Here is a 19,912-nt window from a genome sequence, read left to right as displayed (position 1 = left end):
CGCGCGGACACGGAGGCGCTCCTGGCTCCAGCGCCTCCGCGTCAAAGGGCGTCCCTGCATGACGCCTGGACGCGCGGAGCCCTCCCTGACGCGGCCGCTCACTTGCCTGTGAGGACCTCCGCGCGGGGCTTGCCCTCCGCTGACGCCGGCATGCCCAGCTCCATCAGCGCCGACAGGGTGGGGGCGAAGTCCACGGGGTCGATCTCCTCCAGGTACATGCCCGGCTTCACGCCCTTGCCCGCGAAGAGGATGGGCACCTGGGAGTCATAGGCGTGCGGCGTGCCGTGGTTGGTGCCGGTGGGGATGCCGTGGAGCAGGTGGAGGGGCCGGAGCATGAAGAGCACGTCGCCGCTGCGCCCGGGGTAGTAGCCCTTGCGCATGGGCGTCAGGTAGCCCGCGGTGTCCGGCGCGGAGAACAAGTCGTCACTCGCCACGGCCGTGATGACCGCCGGGTGCTTCGCCAGCCACGCCGCCGCCGCGCGCCGCACCGCCACGTCCACCGCGCCTCCCTGGTGCGTCTTGCCGCCCAGGTACACGTCCAGTTGTTCGAGCGTGGCCGTCACGTCGCCGCCGAACTGCTGGCGCAGCGTCTGCGTCAGGCCCTCCGCCAGCTCCGCCGAGCTCACGCGCTTCGCGGGCAGCCCCTTGGCCGCCCACTGCTCTGGCATCGCCGCGCCGCCATGGTCCGCGGACAGCGCGATGACCAGGTTGCCCCGTCCGCCCGCCGCGCGCTCGGCCGCGGTGATGAGGTTGCCCAGCGCCTTGTCCAGCCGCAGCAGCGAGTCCTGCATCTCCCACGAGTAGGGCCCGTACTCATGGAACACCAGGTCCGTGCCGGTGAAGCTCACGGCCAGCAGGTCGGGCACGCCGTCCTGGCCCAGGCCCTCTCCGGCGATGGCCGCCTTGGCCGCCTCCACCAGCAGGTCATGCGAGTCCGGTGAGACGGCGAACGCCTGGTAGAAGGTGGCGCCCGGCGACGGCAGCCCGCCGTCCAGCGGATGGGGGAAGGTGCGGCCCAGGCCGTAGACGTCCGCCTCGGCGAGGCCTTCGTCCTCGCCCACGTACTCCGAGGCCGGCCGCATCAGCTCCCACTTCTTGCCGAAGGCCGCCTCCGGCAGCTTCCGCGCGTTCAGCGCCTTCAGCCACGCCGGGAACTCCTTCGTGTACCAGGTGCCGGTGACGAACTTCCCCTCGCCCTTGTCGAACCACCACGCCTGGCCCGCGCGTCCGGCCAGGGGGATGGCCGCGTGGGGCTTGATGGACAGCGCCACCGCCTTGCCGCGCTCCTGCGTCGCCACGCGCAGCCGGTCCGCCAGCGTCTCCACCATGAGGTGGGCGGGGCCGGAGTCCTGGCCCGGCTTCAGCGGCACCTCCAGCACCGGGTGGGCCGCGTCCGCGAAGGCCATGACCCGCTTCATCGTCGAGCGGTCCACCCACCGGTTGTCCACGATGCCGTGCCGCCACGGGTTGGCGCCGGTGGCGAGGGTGGCGTGGCCGGGCGCGGTGCGGCATTCGGCGTGGCCGTAGCGCGCATAAGGAAAGTACGCGCCCTGGTTGAGGAGCTGGCCCAGGCCGCCCTTCAGGCGCGGGCGGTTGCGCAGCAACACGTCGCTGCCGAGCGCGTCCACGCTGATGACGAGCGTGAGCCTGGGAGGTCGGGCAAAAGCGGGCAGGGTGGCCAGCGCGACGGCGAGGACGAGTGCGCGAATCATGGGGATGAGAACCATCTCCGCCGGGATGGTGAGAAGCAACCAACAACGCGTGTCACTGCTTGGACGGCGCACATCGCGCTGTTAGGGTCGCCCGCTTCATGGTCGAGGCCCGTCTTCGCGTCATCTACGGCGACACCGATCAGATGGGTGTCGTCTACTACGCGAATTACTTCCGCTATTTCGAGTTCGCGCGCAGTGAGTACTTCCGCGCCCGGGGTGGCAGCTACGCCGAGCTGGAGCGCTCGGGTGCCCTGCTACCCGTGGCCGAGGCGAGCTGCCAGTACAAGGCATCCGCGCGCTACGACGATGTGTTGGTCATCCAAACCACCGTGAGCGAGTTGCGCCGCGCGTCCATCGTGTTCACCTACGCGCTGTTTCGTGACGGTGCGCCACGCACGCTGCTCTGCACCGGAATGACGCGTCACGCCTGCGTGGGGCGGGACGGCAAGCCGACGCGGCTGCCCGACGCCCTCATCCGGTTGCTTGAAACGACCGAGCCTTCCCCGGGCTCTTCCACTTCCACCTGAACCCTTCCGGCATACCCAAGGAGCACACACATGGATCGCAACCTGGCAATGGAGGTCGTGCGCGTCACCGAGATGGCGGCCATCGCGTCCGCCCGACTGATGGGCCGCGGCAGCAAGGACGAGTCGGACCAGGCCGCCGTGGACGCCATGCGCCGCGCCTTCGACGCGCTGCAGATTGATGGCACCGTCGTCATCGGCGAGGGCGAGCGCGACGAGGCGCCCATGCTCTACATCGGCGAGAAGGTGGGCAGGCGCGGTGATGGTGCGCCCGAGGTGGACATCGCCCTGGACCCGCTGGAGGGCACCAACCTGTGCGCCTACGGCCGGCCGGGCTCCATCGCCGTGGTGGCCATGGCGGGCAAGGGCGGGCTGCTCAACGCCCCCGACACGTACATGGAGAAGCTGGCCGTGGGCCCGCGCGCCCGGGGCGCCATCGACCTGCGCAAGACGCCCACGGAGAACCTCCGCGCCATCGCGGAGAAGTCGAAGGTCTATGTGGAAGACCTCACCGTGGTGGTGCTGGACCGCGAGCGCCACACCGACCTCATCAAGGAGATTCGCGCGGCGGGCGCCCGCATCCGGCTCATCGAGGACGGCGACGTGGCCGGCGCCATCGCCACGTGCTTCGACAACACGGGCGTGGAGGTGCTGATGGGCATCGGCGGCGCGCCCGAGGGCGTCATCGCCGCGGCGGCCATCCGCGCCACCGGCGGTGACATGCAGTGCCGGCTCGTTCCCCGCAACCAGGGCGAAATCGACCGCTGCAAGACGATGGGCATCAGCGACCTCGCGAAGATCTACACCGCTGAGGAGCTGGCCAAAGGCGAGGTCATGTTCGCCGCCTCCGGCGTCACCACCGGCGACTTCCTCAAGGGCGTGCGCTTCTTCGGCGGCGGCTGCGAGACGCACTCCGTCGTCATGCGCAGCAAGACGGGCACCGTCCGCTTCATCCAGTCGGTGCACAAGTTCGACAAGAAGCCGGGGTACGCTTTCTAGGCCGCAGCTCCCACCCTGCCTCACGCCCCTGGAGACACCCATGCCTGGCGCCTCGCGAACCATCATCGTCAACGCCCCCATCGAGAAGGTCTTCGACGTCATCACCCAGTACGAGCGGTACCCGGAGTTCCTCCCGGAGGTGAAGGGCATCCGGACCGAGAACCGCCAGGGCAACACGGTGGACGTCCACTACAAGGTGGAGGTGCTGAAGACCATCAGCTACTCCATCCACGTCACGGAGCAGCGGCCCACCCGCATGTCCTGGTCCTACATCAAGGGCGAGTTCATGAAGGACAACCAGGGCAGCTGGGTCCTGGAGCCCGAGGGCGAGGGCAAGACGAAGGCCACCTACACCGTGGAGATGGCCCTGGGCGCGCTGGTGCCCAAGAGCGTCGTCTCCGCGCTGGTGGAGACCTCGCTGCCGAAGATGCTGGACGCCTTCAAGCGCCGCTTCGAGGCGCCCTGAACCCCGCCTCCGGGCGGCTTCCAGGCGGGCGACGGCACCATCGCCCGTTGACCGCCAGGAGTCTTGGGGGACCCGGGTGCTCCGCGCGTCGCAGCAGGCGGGCGGACGAGGCTGACTCGAAGGGGCTTGCGACGCCGGATACGGGGAGTATGCCCATGGGAAGGTCCGCTTGCGGGCCGCATTGAGGGCATTAAACTGAACACCGTCCCGACAGGATTTTCGGCCTCCACGACATTTGTGCCCTGGGTGCCCTGGCTCAGGTGTCGGGTGGCAGACGAGCAACCGTGCGAGATGGCAGCAACGTACCCAGCGAAGAACCGGGGTTCTTAATTTGCATCTGATATGGGTGGAAATGGTATTGGGGCGGGATGGGCGTACATCGGGGTACGTAGGCTGAGGGAGACGGAAGACCCATGCTCGACGCCTTCATCATCGAAGAGATAAAGCGCCGTGAGCGCCGCCGTGAGGAGCACGACAGGCCGGTGGCGGAGCTTCCGCTCCCCGTGCCGGATGACCGCCCGCGTCGGCGCACGGAGACCGAAGACGACAAGCCCCAGCGGGGCGTGGTGGTCATCGACCTGCTGTCCTGACCCCGGCCTCGCGGCTTGACGGCCGCGCCGGTGTGTCCCCGAGCCCGCGGTGGCGGTCCTTCCCAGGACGGCCCCGCGGGCTTCGCGCATCCAGGCGCCCCGGCCGCCCTCAGGCGTGCGTCAGGGCCAGCAGGTGCCGGGGGTGGTAGACCTCCCACAGCGGCCCCTTGACGGTGGCCAGGGCCTCCAGGACTTGCTTGCGCCACTCCTCGGGCAGGGCCTGCTCGCCGTGGAAGGCGCCCACGAGCGCGCCGGTGATGGTGGCGTGGGCCTCCGTGTCGCCGCCCCGGTGGACGACGTCCAGGAGCGCGGCCTCGGCGCTGGGGGCGTGGAGCAGCTCCCAGAAGGCCAGCCGGAAGGCGACGCGCACCGCGTGCAGGGGGCGGTGGAGGTGCAGCTCCGGCCCGTACAGCATCGGGTCCTCCTGCTGGGCAAGGGCCAGGTCCTCGCGCAGGAGCGACGCGGCGAAGGACACCTCCTGCACATAGTCACTGGCGGAGCGCCCGAGCGCGGCGCCGGCCCGCAGCAGGCCCGACTCCGCGGCGGGGATGAGGTCGGCGGCCTTGAGCCCCGCGCCATGGGTGACGGCGTGGCCAATGGCCGCGTTGAAGGCCGCGCAGGCCAACTGGCAGCGCGGATCGAAGTGGGTGAGGGCGGAGTCCTCCAGCGAGGCCTGGGTGAGCGCGTGGGCGTCCCCAGCCAGGTACACGCCCAGCGGCGCCGCGCGCGCCAGGCTCCCCGGGTCCGCGGGCTTCCGGTACGCGCGCAGCCACACGCGCCTGCCCGCGCCCAGGGGCGGGAAGCCCGACGTCTGGCAGTCCTCGAAGACCTCCTTCAGGGGCTCGCTGACGTCGAAGGCATGGGGCTGCCAGGCGCGGTAACGACGCAGTGCGTCCGCGGCGTCGTAGCGCCTGAGGGCCCGGAGGCTGTGGCCCAGGCAGGCCGCGAGCTGGACCTCCTCCGTCACCTGCCCGCGGCGCAGCTCATGGGGGCCGCCGCCCATCAGCTTCATGTAGGGACCCTCCGCCTGCTTGGGAAAGGGAACGGCCATGAAGGGCCGGTGCGCGGTGGGGACGGACAGGGCGTTGCCCACGGCCATGCCGAGCAGCGCGCCGCGGCGCCGTTGAGCGAGCAATGGGTCAGGCCCCTTCAAGGCGGGGCGGCGTTGGGGCGGGGGCATTCGACGGGTGGACACTGTAGCAGCGCGGGCTGCGAGCACGCTTGCCCGGCCCGAGGGGCTCTTCTAGAAACGGCCGCCTATGACCGAGATTTCTCAGATTCTGGCGCGCGAAGTGCTCGACTCCCGTGGCAACCCCACCGTGGAGGCGGAGGTCCAGCTTGCCGGGGGCGCGCGTGGCCGCGCCGCGGTGCCGTCCGGTGCGTCCACCGGTGAGCATGAGGCCGTCGAGCTGCGCGACGGCGACAAGCAGCGCTACCTGGGCAAGGGCGTGCAGAAGGCCGTGAAGAACGTGGTCGACGTGCTCGCGCCCGCGCTGGTGGGCATGGACGCGGCGGATCAGTTCGCGGTGGACCAGCGGATGCTGGAGCTGGACGGCACCGCCACCAAGGGCAAGCTGGGCGCCAACGCCATCCTCGCGGTGTCCATGGCGGTGGCCCGGGCCGCGGCGGACGCGCACGGGCTGCCGCTGTACCGCTACGTGGGCGGCGTGCAGGCGCGCACCCTGCCGGTGCCGCAGATGAACATCCTCAACGGCGGCGCGCACGCGGACACGCGCGTGGACGTGCAGGAGTTCATGGTGGTGCCCGCCGGCGCGTCCTCCTTCGCGGAGGGCCTGCGCTGGGGCGCCGAGGTGTTCCACGCGCTGAAGAAGATTTTGAAGGACCGGAAGCTGGCCACGGGCGTGGGCGACGAGGGCGGCTACGCCCCGGACCTGCCGGCGAACGAAGAGGCGCTGAAGCTCATCATGGAGGCCATCGACAAGGCGGGCTTCAAGGCCGGTGAGCAGCTCTTCCTGGCCCTGGACGTGGCGGCCAGCGAGTTCTTCGACAAGGGCAGCAAGAAGTACAAGCTGAAGGGCGAGGGCAAGGAGTACGACTCGACGGGCCTGCTCGAGTACTACCGGGGCCTCTCCGAGCGCTACCCCATCATCTCCATCGAAGACGGCATGGCGGAGGATGACTGGGAGGGCTGGAAGAAGCTCACCGACGCGCTGGGCTCGCGCATGCAGTTGGTGGGCGACGACCTGTTCGTCACCAACGTGGAGCGCCTGGGCCGCGGCATCGACACGGGCACGGCCAACTCCATCCTGGTGAAGGTGAACCAGATTGGCACCCTGACGGAGACGTTCGATGCCGTGCGCATGGCGCACCGCGCCGGCTACACGTCCGTGATGAGCCACCGCTCCGGCGAGACGGAGGACACCACCATCGCCGACCTGGCCGTGGCGCTGGACTGCGGGCAGATCAAGACGGGCTCCGCGTCGCGCTCCGACCGCGTGGCCAAGTACAACCAGTTGCTGCGCATCGAAGGCGAGCTGGGGGCCGCGGCCCGCTACGCTGGCAAGTCGGTGTTCCGCGCCCTGAACCAGAAGAAGTGAGCCCGTGAGCGACAAGCCCAAGCGCATCCTGGTTTCAAACGACGACGGCTACTTCTCCGAGGGGCTCCAGGCGCTGGTCGAGGCCGTGAGCCCCCTGGGGGAGGTGTGGGTGGTGGCACCCGACCGGGAGCAGAGCGCCGCCTCGCACGCCATCTCCCTGCACCGGCCGCTGCGCATCAAGGAGGTGCGGGAGCGGTGGTTCGCCGTCGATGGGACTCCCGCAGACTGCGCTTATCTGGCGATCAACCATCTCCTGAAGGATGATCGCCCGGTACTCATGGTTTCCGGCATCAACCACGGCGCGAACCTGGCCGAAGACATCATGTACTCCGGCACGGTGGCCGCGGCGATGGAGGGCGCGCTCCTGGGCGTGCCCGCCATTGCCTTCAGCCTGGTGGCCCGGCGGAGCTTCGACTTCGCGCCGGCGGCCCGGTTCGCCCGTTCGCTGGTGTCCAGCGCTCTGTCGCGCCCCCTGCCGCCGCGGATGCTCCTCAACGTGAACATCCCCGGAGGCGTGGTGCCGGAGGGCTACGCCATCACCCGCCAGGGCCGTCACTCGTACGGCTTCGAGGTGGTGGAGAACGAAGACCCGCGTGGCCGGAAGTACTACTGGATTGGCGGGAGCGACTACCAGCACGAGGACATCCCGGGCAGCGACTGCAATGCCGTGTTCCGGGACAAGCGCGTCTCCGTCACGCCGCTGCACTTCGAGCTGACGGACCATGGCCGGCTCCCGGACCTCTCCGGGTGGCAGGTCGATGGCTTCAACCGGCATGAACCGGACGGTGCCTAGCGTTGGCGCCGTGTGTGTCCAGCCGAGCGCGTGGGGCGCTCCGGGTGTTCCTCCTGGCCGTGCTGCTGAGCGGCTGCGCGGGCACCCGGGCATCCTCCGTGGCCGGGCCAGACACGGGGACGGACACCGGGACGGGGACGGGGACTGGCGTTCCCGACGCGGCCGAGCGGACCACGCCGCTGCCCTTCAACCTGAGGGGCGTCCACGCCGAGCCGGAGCTGGTGGCCGTGCGCCATGTCGTGGCCGCTGGCGAGACGATGTACCGCATCTCACGCACCTATGGCCTCACGGTGGAGGAGCTGGGGTCGGCCAACGGCATCAAGGCGCCGTGGACGTTGGCGGTGGGGCAGGAGCTCACCATCCCCGGTGTCGAGCGTGGCGCGCCCGTCCGGGCCCTGGCGGAGGCGGACCCGGAGCCGGTGCGGACTTCGACGTCGGCCGAGGGGCGGCGCAGCGTGCCGGCCGTGGGCCGCCGCGAGGAGCCCCCGTCGCGCCGCCGGACCCTGTCGCGTCCGGCGAGCGCCACGGGCCCGCCCCGTGTGGCCACCCAGGGGCAGCTCGACTGGCCTCTGCGGGGCGTCCTGTACGGCCGCTTCGGGAAGAAGGGGAAGGAGCCGCATGACGGCATCGACCTGGCCGCGCCCGCCGGCACGCCCGTGAAGACGGCGCAGGCAGGCACGGTGCTCTACGCGGGCGAGCAGCGCGGCTACGGCAACATCGTCATCGTCGAGCATACGAACAAGCTGATTACCCTGTACGCACACAACCGCGACCTGCGCGTGCGCACCGGGCAGAAGGTGCGCCGCGAGCAGGTGATTGCCACCGTCGGCGAGTCGGGCCGGACGTCCGGGCCCCATCTGCACTTCGAGGTGCGCATGGACGGAAAGCCGGTGGACCCGCTCGACTACCTGGGGCCGATGCCCTCCTCGTAGCCGAGGCGGCGCGGGCCCGGCTGCCTCCCTGCTCCATGCGGCGGGGCAGGGCGCTACGTCGTGTGACGTCTGGGCCTCGGTGCCGGGCCCGGGTGAAGGTAGAGTGCCGGCCCGTGTCGCGCTTCGTGTCCTGGTGGCTCTCCTGTTTCGTCTTGTTGCTGGCTTCTGCGGCCCATGCCCAGGCGCCAGCCCCTGTGCTTCCTGCTGCTGGGGCTCCGGCTGCTGCGCCTGCGGCTGCGGCGCCTGAGGCCGTCGTCGTCGCCGTGCTGATGCTGGAGGCCAACGAGGCGGGCAGCGACGCGGCGCCGGGCGTCACCTCGCTCATCACCTCGCGGCTCGCGGAGTCGCCGCGGCTGCGCGTCCTCTCGCAGTGGGACGTCGAGGCCGCCCTGGACGACGAGCACCAGCAGCAACTCCAGGGCCTCAAGACGTGCGAGCGGGGAGACTGCCTCCAGGAGTTGGTGGCCCTCACCGGCGCCCGCTACGTCGTGGCTGGCCGGTTGGATCGCTTCGGCGACCAGTACCTGCTCACCGCCAACCTGTTGGACGCCGCGGGCGGGCGAATCCTGGCCCGGCCTCGCGCGGAGGCGCCGGAAGCGGAGGACCTGCTGCGCACCGCGAAGGCCGTCTCCGACCAGCTCTTCGCCGCGCTCGTCTCCCCGGAGGAGTCCGTGGCGGCCCGCCCGCTGCTGGGAGGCTCCTCGCGAACAGGGGGCGGCGGCCTGCTGCTGGGCCTGCGCGTCAACAACAACTTCATCGACAAGCTCTCCAATGTGAACCCAGGCGGCGACATCGAGGTGGGCTACTGGTTCCACCCCGAATGGGTCGGCTTCCTCCAGGTGGGCTTCAGCTACGTGCGCTCCACCCAGGAGGGCGTGCGCAGCGGCCTCACCGTGCTTCCCAGCATCGTGGGCGCGCGCCACTACCACAACGTGGAGAAGTCCCTGCGGCCCTACTGGGGCTTCGGCCTGGGCGTGCAGCTGTCCTTCGGTGACTTCGGCATCTTCCAGTCCACCGGCCCGCTGCCCACCGTCATCGGCTTCGCGGGGCTGGAGTACCTCGTCGCCGGCTCGGTCGGCTTCCAGCTCGAGCTGGGCACCAACGTCGCGCAGGCGGTGCTGGGGCTGGCGGAATCGAAGCTGGGTGACGGCCTCAACCTGGACCTGAACGCAGGCATCGCGTACCACTTCTGAGCCTCGGAGCCCCCATGTCCCCGCGCGCCCTCTCCCTGATTGCCTTGCTCGCCCTGACGGGCTGTGACGACGAGACGCCTCGCGTCAAGCCGAAGGATCACGCGGAGGGCCTCTACGTCAAAGGCACCGCCGAGTACCTCCAGGGCCACTTCGACGCGGCCCTGGCCTCCTTCGAGGCCATGAAGCAGATTGCCCCGGACGACCCCCGCCTGCCCGCCGCGCGCGGCGAGCTGTTCCTGTCCATGGGACGGCTGACGGACGCCGCCGCCGAGTTCGAGGCCGCCCTCAAGCTGGAACCCAAGCGCTCCACCAACTGGAGCCGCCTGGGCTTCATCCAGACCCAGCTGGGCCAGGTGGCCGAGGCCCAGAGCTCGCTGCGCAAGGCCCTGGCCCTCTTCCCCCAGGACTTCAACGCCCTGGAGGCGCTGGGCGACCTGGACCTCAAGAAGGGCGACCACGACGCCGCCGTGCGGCACTTCACGCTCGCCTCCAACGCGGCGCCGTCCCCGGAGCAGAAGTCCGCGCTCATCATGCGCGCGCTGGACGTCCTGTCCTCGAAGCAGCGCTACCCGGAGCTGCTGGCCGCGGCCCAGAAGGCCGTGGATGACGGCATCCACACCGCGGACGTGCTCGCCACCCTGGGGGACGGCCTGGTGCGCGCCGGCAACCTCACCGAGGCCGCCAACGCCTACCGCGACGCCGCCAGCCGCTCGCCCAGGGATCCAACCCTGTGGGAGCTCGTCGGCGAAATCCAGATGAAGCTGGACAAGCCCGGGGACGCCATCAGCGCCTACAAGGAATCCCTGCGCGTGAAGGACCGCGCCATCGTCCACGTGGCGCTGGCCCGCATCTACCTGGGGATGAAGGACGCCTCGGCCGCGAGGGAGGAGCTGGCCGCGGCCCTGGAGTCCGTGTCCGGCCAGGACATCCGCGAGCTGCGGGAGCTGGCCAGCCTGCTGGTCACCATGGACCGCAAGCCGGACGCGCTGCGCATCCTCGCCAACCTCAGCGCGGAGCAGGACCACGCGAAGGACGCCGAGCTGCACGTCGCCACCGCCCAGCTGGCGCGGGAGCTCAAGGACCCCGGCATCCAGCAGGCCGCCTGCGCCCGGGCGACCGCGGCGGACGCCACCCTCAAGAAGTGCCCTTGAGCCGCGCCCGGGCCAGGAGACGGCCCGGGACGGGGAGGGGCGGCTACGGGGTGCGGCCGCCCTGGAGCTTGCGGTACACGCCCACCACCTGGCCCAGAATCATCGTGGACCGGAACTCCGCGCGGCTCACGTAGATGGGCTGCATGGTGGCGTTGGCCGGCTGGAAGCGGATGCGGTCCCCTTCCGGGTAGTAGCGCTTCACCGTGGCCTCGTCCTCGATGAGGGCCACCACGATTTCACCCGGCTGGGCGGACGGCGTCTTCTTCACGAAGAGGTAGTCCCCGTCGTGGATGCCGTCGTCAATCATCGACTGTCCCTTCACGCGCAGGGCGAAGACCTCGCGGCCATTCACACCTCCGAGCAGGAAGCTGTCGATCTTGACGGAGTCCTCCATGTTCTCCTGCGCCAGCAGCGGCGCGCCGGCGGCGACCTTGCCGAGCAGGGGAATCTCCACCATGCCCGAGTCCTTCCGCATCCCCAGGCCGAGCAGCAGCCGCGCGCGCTTGGTGGGCACCAGGGAGCGGCTCTGCTGCTCGCCCCGGTTCAGGTAGCCCTTGCGCTCCAGCGCCTTCAGGTGGTCGTTGACGCCGTTCGTCGAGCGGATGTCCATGTGCTCCCCGATTTCGCGAATCGTCGGCGGGAAGCCCCGGGTCTCCGTCTCCTTGACGATGAAGCTGAGAATCTCACGCTGGCGTTCCGTGAGCTCTTCCATGCGCTCCCTCACTCATCTGCCGTCCTGCCGGGGAGTCGTTCTCCCCAGGCAACAGGCTTTCAGTGTCACTCTCCCTGAACAGGCGTGTAGAGTCAACTCGTCCGGTGTCCCCCTGCGCACTCGGGGTGTGCCCCGCTCCGTCCTGTTTCTCACTTCTTGAGGTGGGGGGACGAACTCGACGTACACTTCGGCCGCTTTGTCCGAGCTCCGCCACACGCTGCTCTTCGTCGACGACGAGGCCGACGTCCTGGACATCCTCACGCGGATGTTCCAGCGCCGGTACCGCGTCCTCACGGCCCGAAGCGGTTCCGCCGCGCTGGAGATCCTGAGAAAGGAGCCGGTGGACGTCCTCATCACCGACCAGCGGATGCCTGAGATGACGGGCATCGAGCTGGTGGCCACCGCGCGCGCGGAGGGCTTCGACGTCACCGCGCTGCTGCTCACGGGGTACACGCACCCGGACGACATCATCGCGGCCATCAACCAGGGGCAGGTGTACCGGTACATCACCAAGCCCTGGGATGTGAACGACCTGCTCATCACCGTGAAGAACGCGGTGGAGTACACGCAGCTGCGCAAGGACAAGGAGCGGCTGATCCGCCAGCTCCATCAGCGCGTGGAGGCGCTCTTCGTCCTGTACGAGGTCAGCCGCGCCAGCGCGAATGATCCGGCCAGCTACGACAACATCATCGACCGCGTGCTCATCGCCGTGGCGCGCGTGCTGCCGTATGACTGCGGCGCGGCGCTCATCGCGCCGGACGAGGCGCGCAGCGCGACGCTGCGGCTGCGCTGCCAGGGCATGGTGGGGGAGATGGCGCTGCTGGGCGTGAAGGAGTCCATGCTCGGCGCGTACCGCAAGAGCAGCGGTCTCCTGCTCCCGGAGGACCGCGTCATCACCCGCGTGGCGGGCACCACCACCCAGGACGCGACGGCGCCGTCCGTCTACCCCAGCCAGCTCACGGTGAACCTGGTCGCCGGCGGGCGCCCGGTGGGCATGCTGTCGCTGTTCAGCCAGAAGCCGGACGCGTTCACCGAGGACGACGGCGTGCTGCTGGACGTGCTCGCCAACCAGACGGCGGACGCCATCCAGTCCTTGCGCTCGGCGGAGGAGGAGGCCCGCCACCGCATGGAGCGGATGGTGGAGTCCATGGCCGACGGCGTGGTCCTCACCGACGAGAAGAACGACATCGTGGTGATGAACCCGGCGGCGCGGCGGCTCTTGCACGCGGGGGAGAACCCGGAGGAGCAGACGACGCGGCTGATGGAGGAGCGCCTGGGCTTCCAGCCCTTCCACCTGGTGCGCGGCTGGGAGTACGGCGGCGGGCAGGTGCTGCGCGAGGAGGTGAAGCTCTTCGACCGGCACGTCCAGACGACGGTGACGCCGGTGACGGACGCGCGGAACACGCTGCGCGGCGTGTGCGTGGTGCTGCGCGACATCACCGAGCAGAAGCGGCTGGAGGAGCGCAAGGACGAGTTCGTCTCCATGGTGAGCCACGAGCTGCGCACGCCGCTGACGTCCATCTCCGGCGCGCTGGACCTGGTGCTCAACTTCATGGCCGGGGACATCAACGACCGGCAGCGCCGCTACCTGTCGCTGGCGCGGGACTCCACCGAGAAGCTCAACGCCATCGTGGATGACCTGCTGGACTTGTCGAAGTTCGCCAAGGGCCGGCTGCGGATGAACTTCGAGGTGTCGTACCTCGACGAGCTCGTCCAGCGCGTGGTGGAGAAGTACGGCCCGGCCTTCGGCGAGAAGCGGGTGGTGGTGAAGCCCGTGCTGCCGCGCCATCCGCTGCGCGTCCTGTTGGACCCGAACCGCCTGGACCAGGTGCTCAACAACCTGCTCAACAACGCGGTGAAGTTCACCCCGGAGGGCGGAGAGGTGCGGGTGGAGGTCCACGCCACCTCCAGCCTGCCGGGCTACGTGGTGGTGTCCTGCTGGAACAGCGGAGACCCCATTGCCGAGGAGAGCCTGGAGCGCATCTTCGACCGCTTCGAGCAGGCGCGCACCAAGGCGAACCGCACCGTGCGAGGCACCGGGCTGGGCCTGGCCATCTGCCGCAACATCGTGGAGGCCCACGGCGGCCGCATCTGGTGTGAGCCGTGTCCGGACGGCGTGCGCTTCATGGTGGTGCTGCCTACCGAGCCGCCGCCGGAGCTGCGCCGGGGCGACGACGTGGCGGACGCCATCCAGCTCCCGCGCCGGCAGGAGAGCCGGGGCCGGGTGCTCGTCATCGACGGTGAGCCCGAGGTGGCCTTCATCGCCAAGGCGCTCATGGCCGGGCGTGGCTACGACGTGCGGCTGGCCTTCAACGCGGAGGACGGCCTGTCCGCCGCGCGGCGGTATGACCCCGACACGGTGATGGTGTCCGTGCGTCTGCCGGACGTGGACGGGCTGCGGCTGGCGGAGATTCTCCGGCACGACCCGGAGACGCGCCGCGCGCCGCTGCTGGTGTCGTCCGCCTTCGACGAGCGTCAGCGCGCCTTCCGCGCGGGCGCGGATGCCTTCCTGGTGCGCCCGCTGGCGTCGGACAAGCTGCTGGCCACGGTGGACTCGCTGGTGCGCGGCCGCCAGGGCCCGGCGCACGGCCGCGTGCTGGTGGTGGACGACGACGCGAAGATCGCCGCCATCTGCCGCGAGGTGCTGGAGAACATCGGCTTCGACGTGGCGCTGGCGGGCTCCATCGAGGAGGGACGCCGCTCCCTGCGCGAGCGCCGGCCGGACGTCGTGCTGCTGGACGTGACGCTGCCAGACGGCGACGGCTTCGTCTTCCTGGAGGAGATCAAGGCGGAGAGCGCCGGCGGCCACATCTCCGTCATCTTCATCTCCGCCCGCGCGGAGACGTCCTCCAAGGTGCGCGCGCTCAAGCTGGGCGGTGACGACTACCTCACCAAGCCCTTCGACGCGCTGGAGCTGGGGGCGCGCGTGGAGAGCGTGATGCGGCGCAAGGAGCAGGAGCTGTCGGCCTCGCCCACCACGCAGCTGCCGGGCTCCACCGCCATCGAGCGCGAGGTGCAGCGGCGCCTGTCCGCGCGCCGGCCCTTCGCCTTCTGCTACCTGGACCTGGACAACCTCAAGGCCTACAACGACTACTACGGCTTCGCGAAGGCGGACGGCGTGGTGCGCCAGACGGGTGACTTGATGCGCGAGGTGTTCGCGCAGGACGGCGCGCCCGGTGACTTCCTGGGCCACGTGGCCGGTGACGACTTCGTGTTCATCACCTCGCCGGAGTCGGTGGACCGCATCTGCCAGAAGGCCATCGAGACGTTCGACCGCATCATCCCGCTCTATTACGACCGGCAGGACCGGGAGCGCGGCCACATCGAGGCGGAGGACCGCTACGGGGAGAAGCGGCAGTTCCCCATCATGAGCGTGTCCGTGGTGGCGGTGATGACGGACGGCACCCAGGACCACGCGGAGCTGGCGCGCCGCGCCGCGGACATGAAGAAGCGCGCCAAGGCGATTGCGGGCTCCGTCTTCCTGCGCAGTGACCAGGAGCGGGTGGTACGCTCCGTGGCCGGATGAGGCTCTACCAGCAACTCGTCCTGTTCATGCTCGCCGCGACGGTGCTCCCCCTGGCCGCGGTCGGCTTCCTGTTGCTTTCGCGCGCCGAGGCGGAGCTGGCCGCTCGCATCGACGCGGAGCAGCGCGCGCAGGCGGTCGCCACCGCCGAGTCCGTGGGCGCCACCATGATGGAGGTGGTGGACGCGCTGGCCCGGTCGGCGGAGCTCATCGACTGGCAGGCCGCGAGCGACGCGGAGACGCAGGGCGCGCTGCGGCTGCTGTACGGCCAGTCTCCCGCGGTGAGCGCGGTGCTGAAGCTGGACGCGGAGGGCCGGCCGCTGGGCGCGCCCGTCTTCCGCGCGCGGTCCATCGACGGCCATCCGGCCTTCTCCCCGGAGTCCGTGGACCGGCTGGTACGCTCCATCCCCGTGCAGGCGCTGCGCGGCGGCGGCAAGGGCCAGGCGGCGCTGGGCAGCGCGTACGTGCACTCGGACGAGGGGCGCTCGGCGGTGGCCGTGGCGGTGAAGCTGGCGGAAGGCGAGGGCGCGCCCTTCGCCGTCGCGGAGGTCGTGCTCCACCCGCTGGAGGCGGTGCTGCGCAGGCGCCTGGGCGAGGGGCTGGGGCGCATCGACCTGGTGGACGAGGAGCGGCGCGTGCTCGCCAGCACCGCGCCGGAGCGGCGGGGGCAGGCGCTGGCGCCGGAGCTGAGCGCGCACCTGTTGCCCCCGGCGGCGGCGCTGGCGGAGGTGGTGCGCAGCTTCCGCGTGGAGTCACCGGACCGGCGCGTCAGCGTGGCGCGCGTGCCCCATGGCATGCGCTTCGACGTGCTGGTGGAAGTGGATGAGTCCACCGCGCTGGCGCCCGTGCACGGCATGCGGCGCACGGTGCTGCTGTCCATTGGCGCCACCTTCCTGGTCCTGCTCGGGCTGGGCGCCCTCTTCACGCGCCGCCTCAACGTGCGGCTGGCGGAGGTGGTGCGCGGGGCGGAAGCCTACGGGCGCGGCGAGCTGGACACGCGCTTGAAGGTCTCCGGCCAGGACGAGCTGAGCGAGCTGGCCACCACCTTCAACCGCATGGGCGAGGAGCTGGAGGCGGCGCGCGCCCGGATGCTGAGCTGGAACGACGACTTGCGCGTCCGCGTGGAAGAGGCCACCGCGGAGCTGAGGGCGGCCCAGGCGCAGTTGGTGGAGGCGCAGAAGCTGGCCGCGGTGGGGCAGCTCGGCGCGGGCGTGGCGCACGAAATCAACAACCCGCTGGCGGGCATCCTCGGCAACGTGCAGTTGCTGATGCTCGACCGTGGCGCCGCCGACCCGGATTTGGAGTCGCTGCGCAAAATCGAGCAGAGCGCCAAGCGCTGCAAGGAAATCACCCAGAACCTGCTGCGCTTCTCCCAGCAGCGCGAGCGCGCGGAGCTGCGGCCGGTGGACCTCAACGCCGTGGTGCGTGACGCGCTCAGCCTCACCGAGCATCAGCTTCGCGGCGACGGCGTGGCGCTCACCAGCGTGCTGGGCGACGGGCTCGCGCGAGTGCGTGGCGACCCGGGGCACCTGTCGCAGGTGGTGCTCGCGCTGGTGTCCAACGCGCGCACCGCGATGCTGAAGTCACCCCAGAAGCGGCTCACGCTGCGCACGGGGGAGGTCAACGGCTTCGGCTTCCTGGAGGTGGAGGACACGGGGAAGGGGATTGCCCCCAACCTCCGTCCCCGCATCTTCGAGCCCTTCTTCACGACGAAGGACGTATGGTCCAACGTGGGGCTGGGGCTCAGCGTGGCCTGGCGTGTGGTGACGGAGGCGGGTGGGAGCATCGAAGTCCGCTCGGAAGTCGAGCAGGGCAGTTGCTTCACCGTGAAGCTGCCGAAGGCGTGAGCCCCCTTGGGGGGCCTGTGATAGCTAACGAGGCTGCCCATGGCTGATTCCCGCCCATCGCGCCGTCAGGTGCCCTTCTTCATTGGCCTCGTGCTGATTCTCGCGGCATTGCCAGTGGGGTGGTTCGTCTTCCTGCGCCCGCCACCTCCTCCTCCGCCGCCTCCCGCCGCGCCGCCCGTCGTCGAGGCGCCGGTGGCGCAGAAGCCGCTGGTGCTGGAGCTGACGCAGGTGTCCGGCAAGGTGGAGGTGCAGCACATGGACGGCTCGTGGCGCGAGGCCACGGCGGGCATGGCGCTGCGACGCGACGAGCGCGTGCGCACCGATGACGGCTCGTACGCCATGCTGATTGGCGGCGAGTCCGTGGAAGTGCACATGGACCCCGGCACGGAGATCTCCGTGGACGAGCTGACCGAGTCGCTGTCACGCATCCTGCTCTCGCGCGGCATGGCCACCGCCGTCGTGCGGCCAGGGCAGCGTCACACCTTCGAGGTGAAGGCGGCGAACTCGGACGCCAAGGCCACGTTGCAGCAGTCCGGTGCCTTCACCATGAGCAACAACGGCGAGGGCACCGTGGCGGTGGGCACGCGCGAAGGCGAGGTGACGCTGCTCGGCCAGGGCAAGGTCGTCATCGTCCGCGCGGGACAGCAGGCCGTCGTCCGCCCGGGGCAGGCGCCGTCGGAGCCGTCGCCCATCCCCACCAGCCTCCTGCTCAAGGTGGACTGGCCCACCGGGCGCACCCGCCGCGAGCGTGAGCTCGTCGTGCGCGGGCAGACGTCCCCGGGCAGCCGCGTGGAGGTGGATGGCGTCAGCGTCAAGTCCGATGCGGAGGGAAACTTCCAGCGAAAGGTGGTTCTCCGCGAGGGCCGCAACACGGTGGACGTCCAGGCCTATGGCGTGGGGCGGCTGCGACAGAAGGACAGCAAGGACGTCGTCGTGGACACCACACCGCCGCCGCTCAAGACGGATACCGAGAACATCTGGAATCAGGCGCGCGACGATTGACGCAGCAACCGTGGGTGCGAGCGGGTGTTCGCCTTGACCCACGGCGAGGAGGCTCCCTACACTCTCGGGAGGAGTCATTCCTGTTCAAGGGCAATCCCGGGCGAAAGCCCTGGTGCGCAAAGCCGCGGGGCCTGAAGTCCGGCCGGCCGTGACCGCCGTGGGAAGTCAGCACCGGACAGGTTCCGGACCCACTGCGCCTTGGGCGGGCATGGGTCTTCATTTCGGAACCCCCGGGAGGTCCTCTCCGATGCTGCGGACACTGGCCCTGAGTTGCTGCCTGTTTTCCCCGCTCGCCTTCGCCTCCCCACCGGAGCTCCGCACCCTGACGGGCACCCTGCACGTGGTGGCCGGCGGACCGGGTGACCAGACGGACCCGCACGTCAGCGGACCGCGGGTGGCCTATACGAACGAGTCCCGCGGCACGAGCGAGATTCGCTACCACGACCTGCGGACCTCCGTGGACGCGGCCATCCCCAACGGGGGCGCGTTCGACTTCGTGTCGGACATCTCGGACGGCACCATCGTCTTCACGCGCGTGAGCACCTCCAGCGCCATCTACACGTTCGACGTGGACGTGGACGTGGCGCCTCGGGAACTGGCGCCAGAGGCGGGCAGCAGCCGACGCTCCGCGGTGATTGGTGGCCGCACGGTGGCGTGGCAGGACTTCGGCTACACCGGCGTGACGTCGCAGCCGGAGATCGCCGTGTTTGATTTGGACCAGGGCACGCTCACCCGGCTCACGGATGACACGTTCCAGGACCGCACGCCCGCGGTGTCGCCGGATGGCGCGACCGTGGTCTGGGCCAAGTGCGACGAGCAGGGCCTGCGCTGCGACATCTGGCAGGCGCGGCGGAGCGCCAACGGCTTCAGCTCGCAGGCGCTGACGGGCAGCGAGGGCGAGGAGTCGCAGCCGGACACCAACGGGGACATCGCCGTCTACGCCAGCACGCGGACCGTTGATGGCGTGACGGACCGGGACATCTACTGGAAGCCCCTGAACGGCGGCACGGAGCAGCGGCTGGCGCTGCCGGGGCTGGACGCGAATCCCAGCATCAGCGGTTCGCTGGTGGCCTTCGAGCGCAGGGATCCGGCGAAGAACGACTTCGACATCGTGCTCTACGACTTGAGCACCGAGACGCTCTACGCCATCACCGAGACGCCGCAGAACGAGAGCCTCACCGACTTGAGCGTGGACGCGGATGGCACGGTGCGCGTGGTGTGGACCGTCTCGGAGAACGGCGACTTCAACGTCCATGCCTTCACCTTCAAGCTGGATGACGAGCCCGGGTGCAAGCTCGCGGCGGTGGACACGCCGTCCCCCGAGGAGGTCTGCGCGCGGCCCGGTAGCTGGCCGCTGCTCGCGGGGCTGGAGGTCGCGCGCACCAGTGGCCAGCCCAACGGCGTGGCGCTCGGGTTCGCGGGCACGGGGGAGGGCGTGTTGTGCGTGGACAACGGCTACAACGGCGAGGACTCCACCGCGGGCTGGGTGTGGATCAACGGCCGCGAGCTGGTGGACCCGTCCCGCTTCAAGCAGGGCGTTTCGCTGGTGGCCACGCGCGCCCCGCTGGATGGCCACAACTCGCTGGCGGCGCTCATCTCCGGCAGGCCCGGCAGCGCGTTCCGGCTTCGCGTGTACGGGCCCCCCACCGATTGCCAGCCCCTGGCGGACACCGCCACGGGAGTCCGCGTCATCCCGGGGCGTGCGTTGAAGCCGGTGTCATCTTCGTCCTCGGCGGTGTCGCCTGTGACCTTCGTGCCCGAGGGGCCGGTGCGTGACGCAGGGCTTCGGGGCTGTAGCACCGGCGGCGGGCCGTTGACGCTTTCCGGGGTGATCCTGTTGCTGGCGTGTTGGCTGCGTCCGAGCGCGCGGATGCGGAAGGGGCTTCGGCACAGCCGCCGCGCCCTGTAGA

General features: G+C 70.2%; 16 protein-coding genes. 13 read left to right on the top strand and 3 right to left on the bottom strand.

Features of this window, described 5'->3' with window-relative positions:
• Positions 1-98: 98 nt before the first annotated feature.
• The gene (locus KGD87_RS11675) at positions 99-1,712 is read right to left on the bottom strand and encodes an alkaline phosphatase family protein (protein ID WP_284667530.1); all 1,614 of its coding nucleotides are present in this window, start codon (positions 1,710-1,712) and stop codon (positions 99-101) included.
• Between the two features lie 98 nt (positions 1,713-1,810).
• Here KGD87_RS11675 and KGD87_RS11670 point away from each other — a divergent pair, with 98 nt between their 5' ends.
• From KGD87_RS11670 to KGD87_RS11655, 4 genes are all read left to right on the top strand, one after another.
• Positions 1,811-2,239 (top strand): acyl-CoA thioesterase, encoded by a 429-nt coding sequence (locus KGD87_RS11670; RefSeq protein WP_163780305.1) that lies wholly within the window; start codon positions 1,811-1,813, stop codon positions 2,237-2,239.
• 30 nt (positions 2,240-2,269) lie between these two features.
• Positions 2,270-3,235, top strand: a complete 966-nt coding sequence (glpX, locus tag KGD87_RS11665; RefSeq protein WP_284667529.1) for a class II fructose-bisphosphatase — start codon at positions 2,270-2,272, stop codon at positions 3,233-3,235.
• Between the two features lie 40 nt (positions 3,236-3,275).
• A complete protein-coding gene (locus KGD87_RS11660; RefSeq protein WP_284667528.1) occupies positions 3,276-3,701 on the top strand; it encodes a type II toxin-antitoxin system RatA family toxin in 426 nt (141 codons plus the stop codon).
• A gap of 413 nt (positions 3,702-4,114) precedes the next feature.
• Complete coding sequence (locus tag KGD87_RS11655; RefSeq protein WP_176409559.1) at positions 4,115-4,291, top strand: hypothetical protein; 177 nt, start codon at positions 4,115-4,117, stop codon at positions 4,289-4,291.
• A gap of 109 nt (positions 4,292-4,400) precedes the next feature.
• Here the strand turns inward: KGD87_RS11655 and KGD87_RS11650 are convergent, their stop codons facing one another.
• Positions 4,401-5,444, bottom strand: a complete 1,044-nt coding sequence (locus tag KGD87_RS11650; RefSeq protein WP_502888039.1) for an ADP-ribosylglycohydrolase family protein — start codon at positions 5,442-5,444, stop codon at positions 4,401-4,403.
• Positions 5,445-5,550: 106 nt separating this feature from the next.
• Here KGD87_RS11650 and eno point away from each other — a divergent pair, with 106 nt between their 5' ends.
• The 5 genes from eno (at position 5,551) to KGD87_RS11625 (ending at position 10,918) form a co-directional block, all read left to right on the top strand.
• A complete protein-coding gene (eno, locus tag KGD87_RS11645) occupies positions 5,551-6,849 on the top strand; it encodes a phosphopyruvate hydratase (RefSeq protein WP_284667526.1) in 1,299 nt (432 codons plus the stop codon).
• A gap of 4 nt (positions 6,850-6,853) precedes the next feature.
• On the top strand, positions 6,854-7,642 hold the full coding sequence (gene surE / locus KGD87_RS11640; protein ID WP_284667525.1) for a 5'/3'-nucleotidase SurE: 789 nt from the start codon (positions 6,854-6,856) through the stop codon (positions 7,640-7,642).
• Between the two features lie 2 nt (positions 7,643-7,644).
• Positions 7,645-8,574, top strand: coding sequence for a LysM peptidoglycan-binding domain-containing M23 family metallopeptidase (locus tag KGD87_RS11635; protein ID WP_284667524.1), 930 nt, complete (start codon positions 7,645-7,647; stop codon positions 8,572-8,574).
• A gap of 269 nt (positions 8,575-8,843) precedes the next feature.
• Complete coding sequence (locus KGD87_RS11630) at positions 8,844-9,767, top strand: hypothetical protein (protein WP_284668622.1); 924 nt, start codon at positions 8,844-8,846, stop codon at positions 9,765-9,767.
• Positions 9,768-9,781: 14 nt separating this feature from the next.
• Positions 9,782-10,918, top strand: a complete 1,137-nt coding sequence (locus KGD87_RS11625) for a tetratricopeptide repeat protein (protein WP_284667523.1) — start codon at positions 9,782-9,784, stop codon at positions 10,916-10,918.
• 43 nt (positions 10,919-10,961) lie between these two features.
• On the opposite strand, the gene lexA is transcribed toward KGD87_RS11625, so the two are convergent.
• The gene (gene lexA / locus KGD87_RS11620; protein ID WP_163780288.1) at positions 10,962-11,630 is read right to left on the bottom strand and encodes a transcriptional repressor LexA; all 669 of its coding nucleotides are present in this window, start codon (positions 11,628-11,630) and stop codon (positions 10,962-10,964) included.
• 196 nt (positions 11,631-11,826) lie between these two features.
• Here lexA and KGD87_RS11615 point away from each other — a divergent pair, with 196 nt between their 5' ends.
• The 4 genes from KGD87_RS11615 (at position 11,827) to KGD87_RS11600 (ending at position 19,911) form a co-directional block, all read left to right on the top strand.
• Positions 11,827-15,156: a response regulator gene (locus tag KGD87_RS11615; protein WP_284667522.1), complete on the top strand. Its 3,330-nt coding sequence runs from the start codon at positions 11,827-11,829 to the stop codon at positions 15,154-15,156.
• Entirely contained in the window at positions 15,153-17,000 is a 1,848-nt protein-coding gene (locus KGD87_RS11610; RefSeq protein ID WP_284667521.1) for a sensor histidine kinase, read from the top strand. Before KGD87_RS11615 ends, KGD87_RS11610 begins: the two co-directional genes overlap by 4 nt.
• Positions 17,001-17,039: 39 nt before the next feature.
• Entirely contained in the window at positions 17,040-18,002 is a 963-nt protein-coding gene (locus KGD87_RS11605) for a FecR domain-containing protein (RefSeq protein WP_284667520.1), read from the top strand.
• A 247-nt stretch (positions 18,003-18,249) separates the two neighbouring features.
• Entirely contained in the window at positions 18,250-19,911 is a 1,662-nt protein-coding gene (locus KGD87_RS11600; RefSeq protein WP_284667519.1) for a TolB-like translocation protein, read from the top strand.
• The last annotated feature ends 1 nt before the right edge of the window (position 19,912 follow it).

This window comes from Myxococcus sp. SDU36 (assembly GCF_030168875.1).
Taxonomy (GTDB): domain Bacteria; phylum Myxococcota; class Myxococcia; order Myxococcales; family Myxococcaceae; genus Myxococcus; species Myxococcus vastator.
Note: the sequence above shows the minus strand (reverse complement) of the source record. Positions and strands in the feature narration are given on the sequence as shown.

Bases quoted from the DNA above. Each gene is read 5' to 3' on its own strand.
- KGD87_RS11675 (WP_284667530.1), bottom strand. From the start codon at position 1,712: ATGATTCGCGCACTCGTCCTCGCCGTCGCGCTGGCCACCCTGCCCGCT.
- KGD87_RS11670 (WP_163780305.1), top strand. From the start codon at position 1,811: ATGGTCGAGGCCCGTCTTCGCGTCATCTACGGCGACACCGATCAGATG.
- glpX (WP_284667529.1), top strand. From the start codon at position 2,270: ATGGATCGCAACCTGGCAATGGAGGTCGTGCGCGTCACCGAGATGGCG.
- KGD87_RS11660 (WP_284667528.1), top strand. From the start codon at position 3,276: ATGCCTGGCGCCTCGCGAACCATCATCGTCAACGCCCCCATCGAGAAG.
- KGD87_RS11655 (WP_176409559.1), top strand. From the start codon at position 4,115: ATGCTCGACGCCTTCATCATCGAAGAGATAAAGCGCCGTGAGCGCCGC.
- eno (WP_284667526.1), top strand. From the start codon at position 5,551: ATGACCGAGATTTCTCAGATTCTGGCGCGCGAAGTGCTCGACTCCCGT.
- KGD87_RS11630 (WP_284668622.1), top strand. From the start codon at position 8,844: ATGCTGGAGGCCAACGAGGCGGGCAGCGACGCGGCGCCGGGCGTCACC.
- KGD87_RS11625 (WP_284667523.1), top strand. From the start codon at position 9,782: ATGTCCCCGCGCGCCCTCTCCCTGATTGCCTTGCTCGCCCTGACGGGC.
- lexA (WP_163780288.1), bottom strand. From the start codon at position 11,630: ATGGAAGAGCTCACGGAACGCCAGCGTGAGATTCTCAGCTTCATCGTC.
- KGD87_RS11610 (WP_284667521.1), top strand. From the start codon at position 15,153: ATGAGGCTCTACCAGCAACTCGTCCTGTTCATGCTCGCCGCGACGGTG.
- KGD87_RS11605 (WP_284667520.1), top strand. From the start codon at position 17,040: ATGGCTGATTCCCGCCCATCGCGCCGTCAGGTGCCCTTCTTCATTGGC.
- KGD87_RS11600 (WP_284667519.1), top strand. From the start codon at position 18,250: ATGCTGCGGACACTGGCCCTGAGTTGCTGCCTGTTTTCCCCGCTCGCC.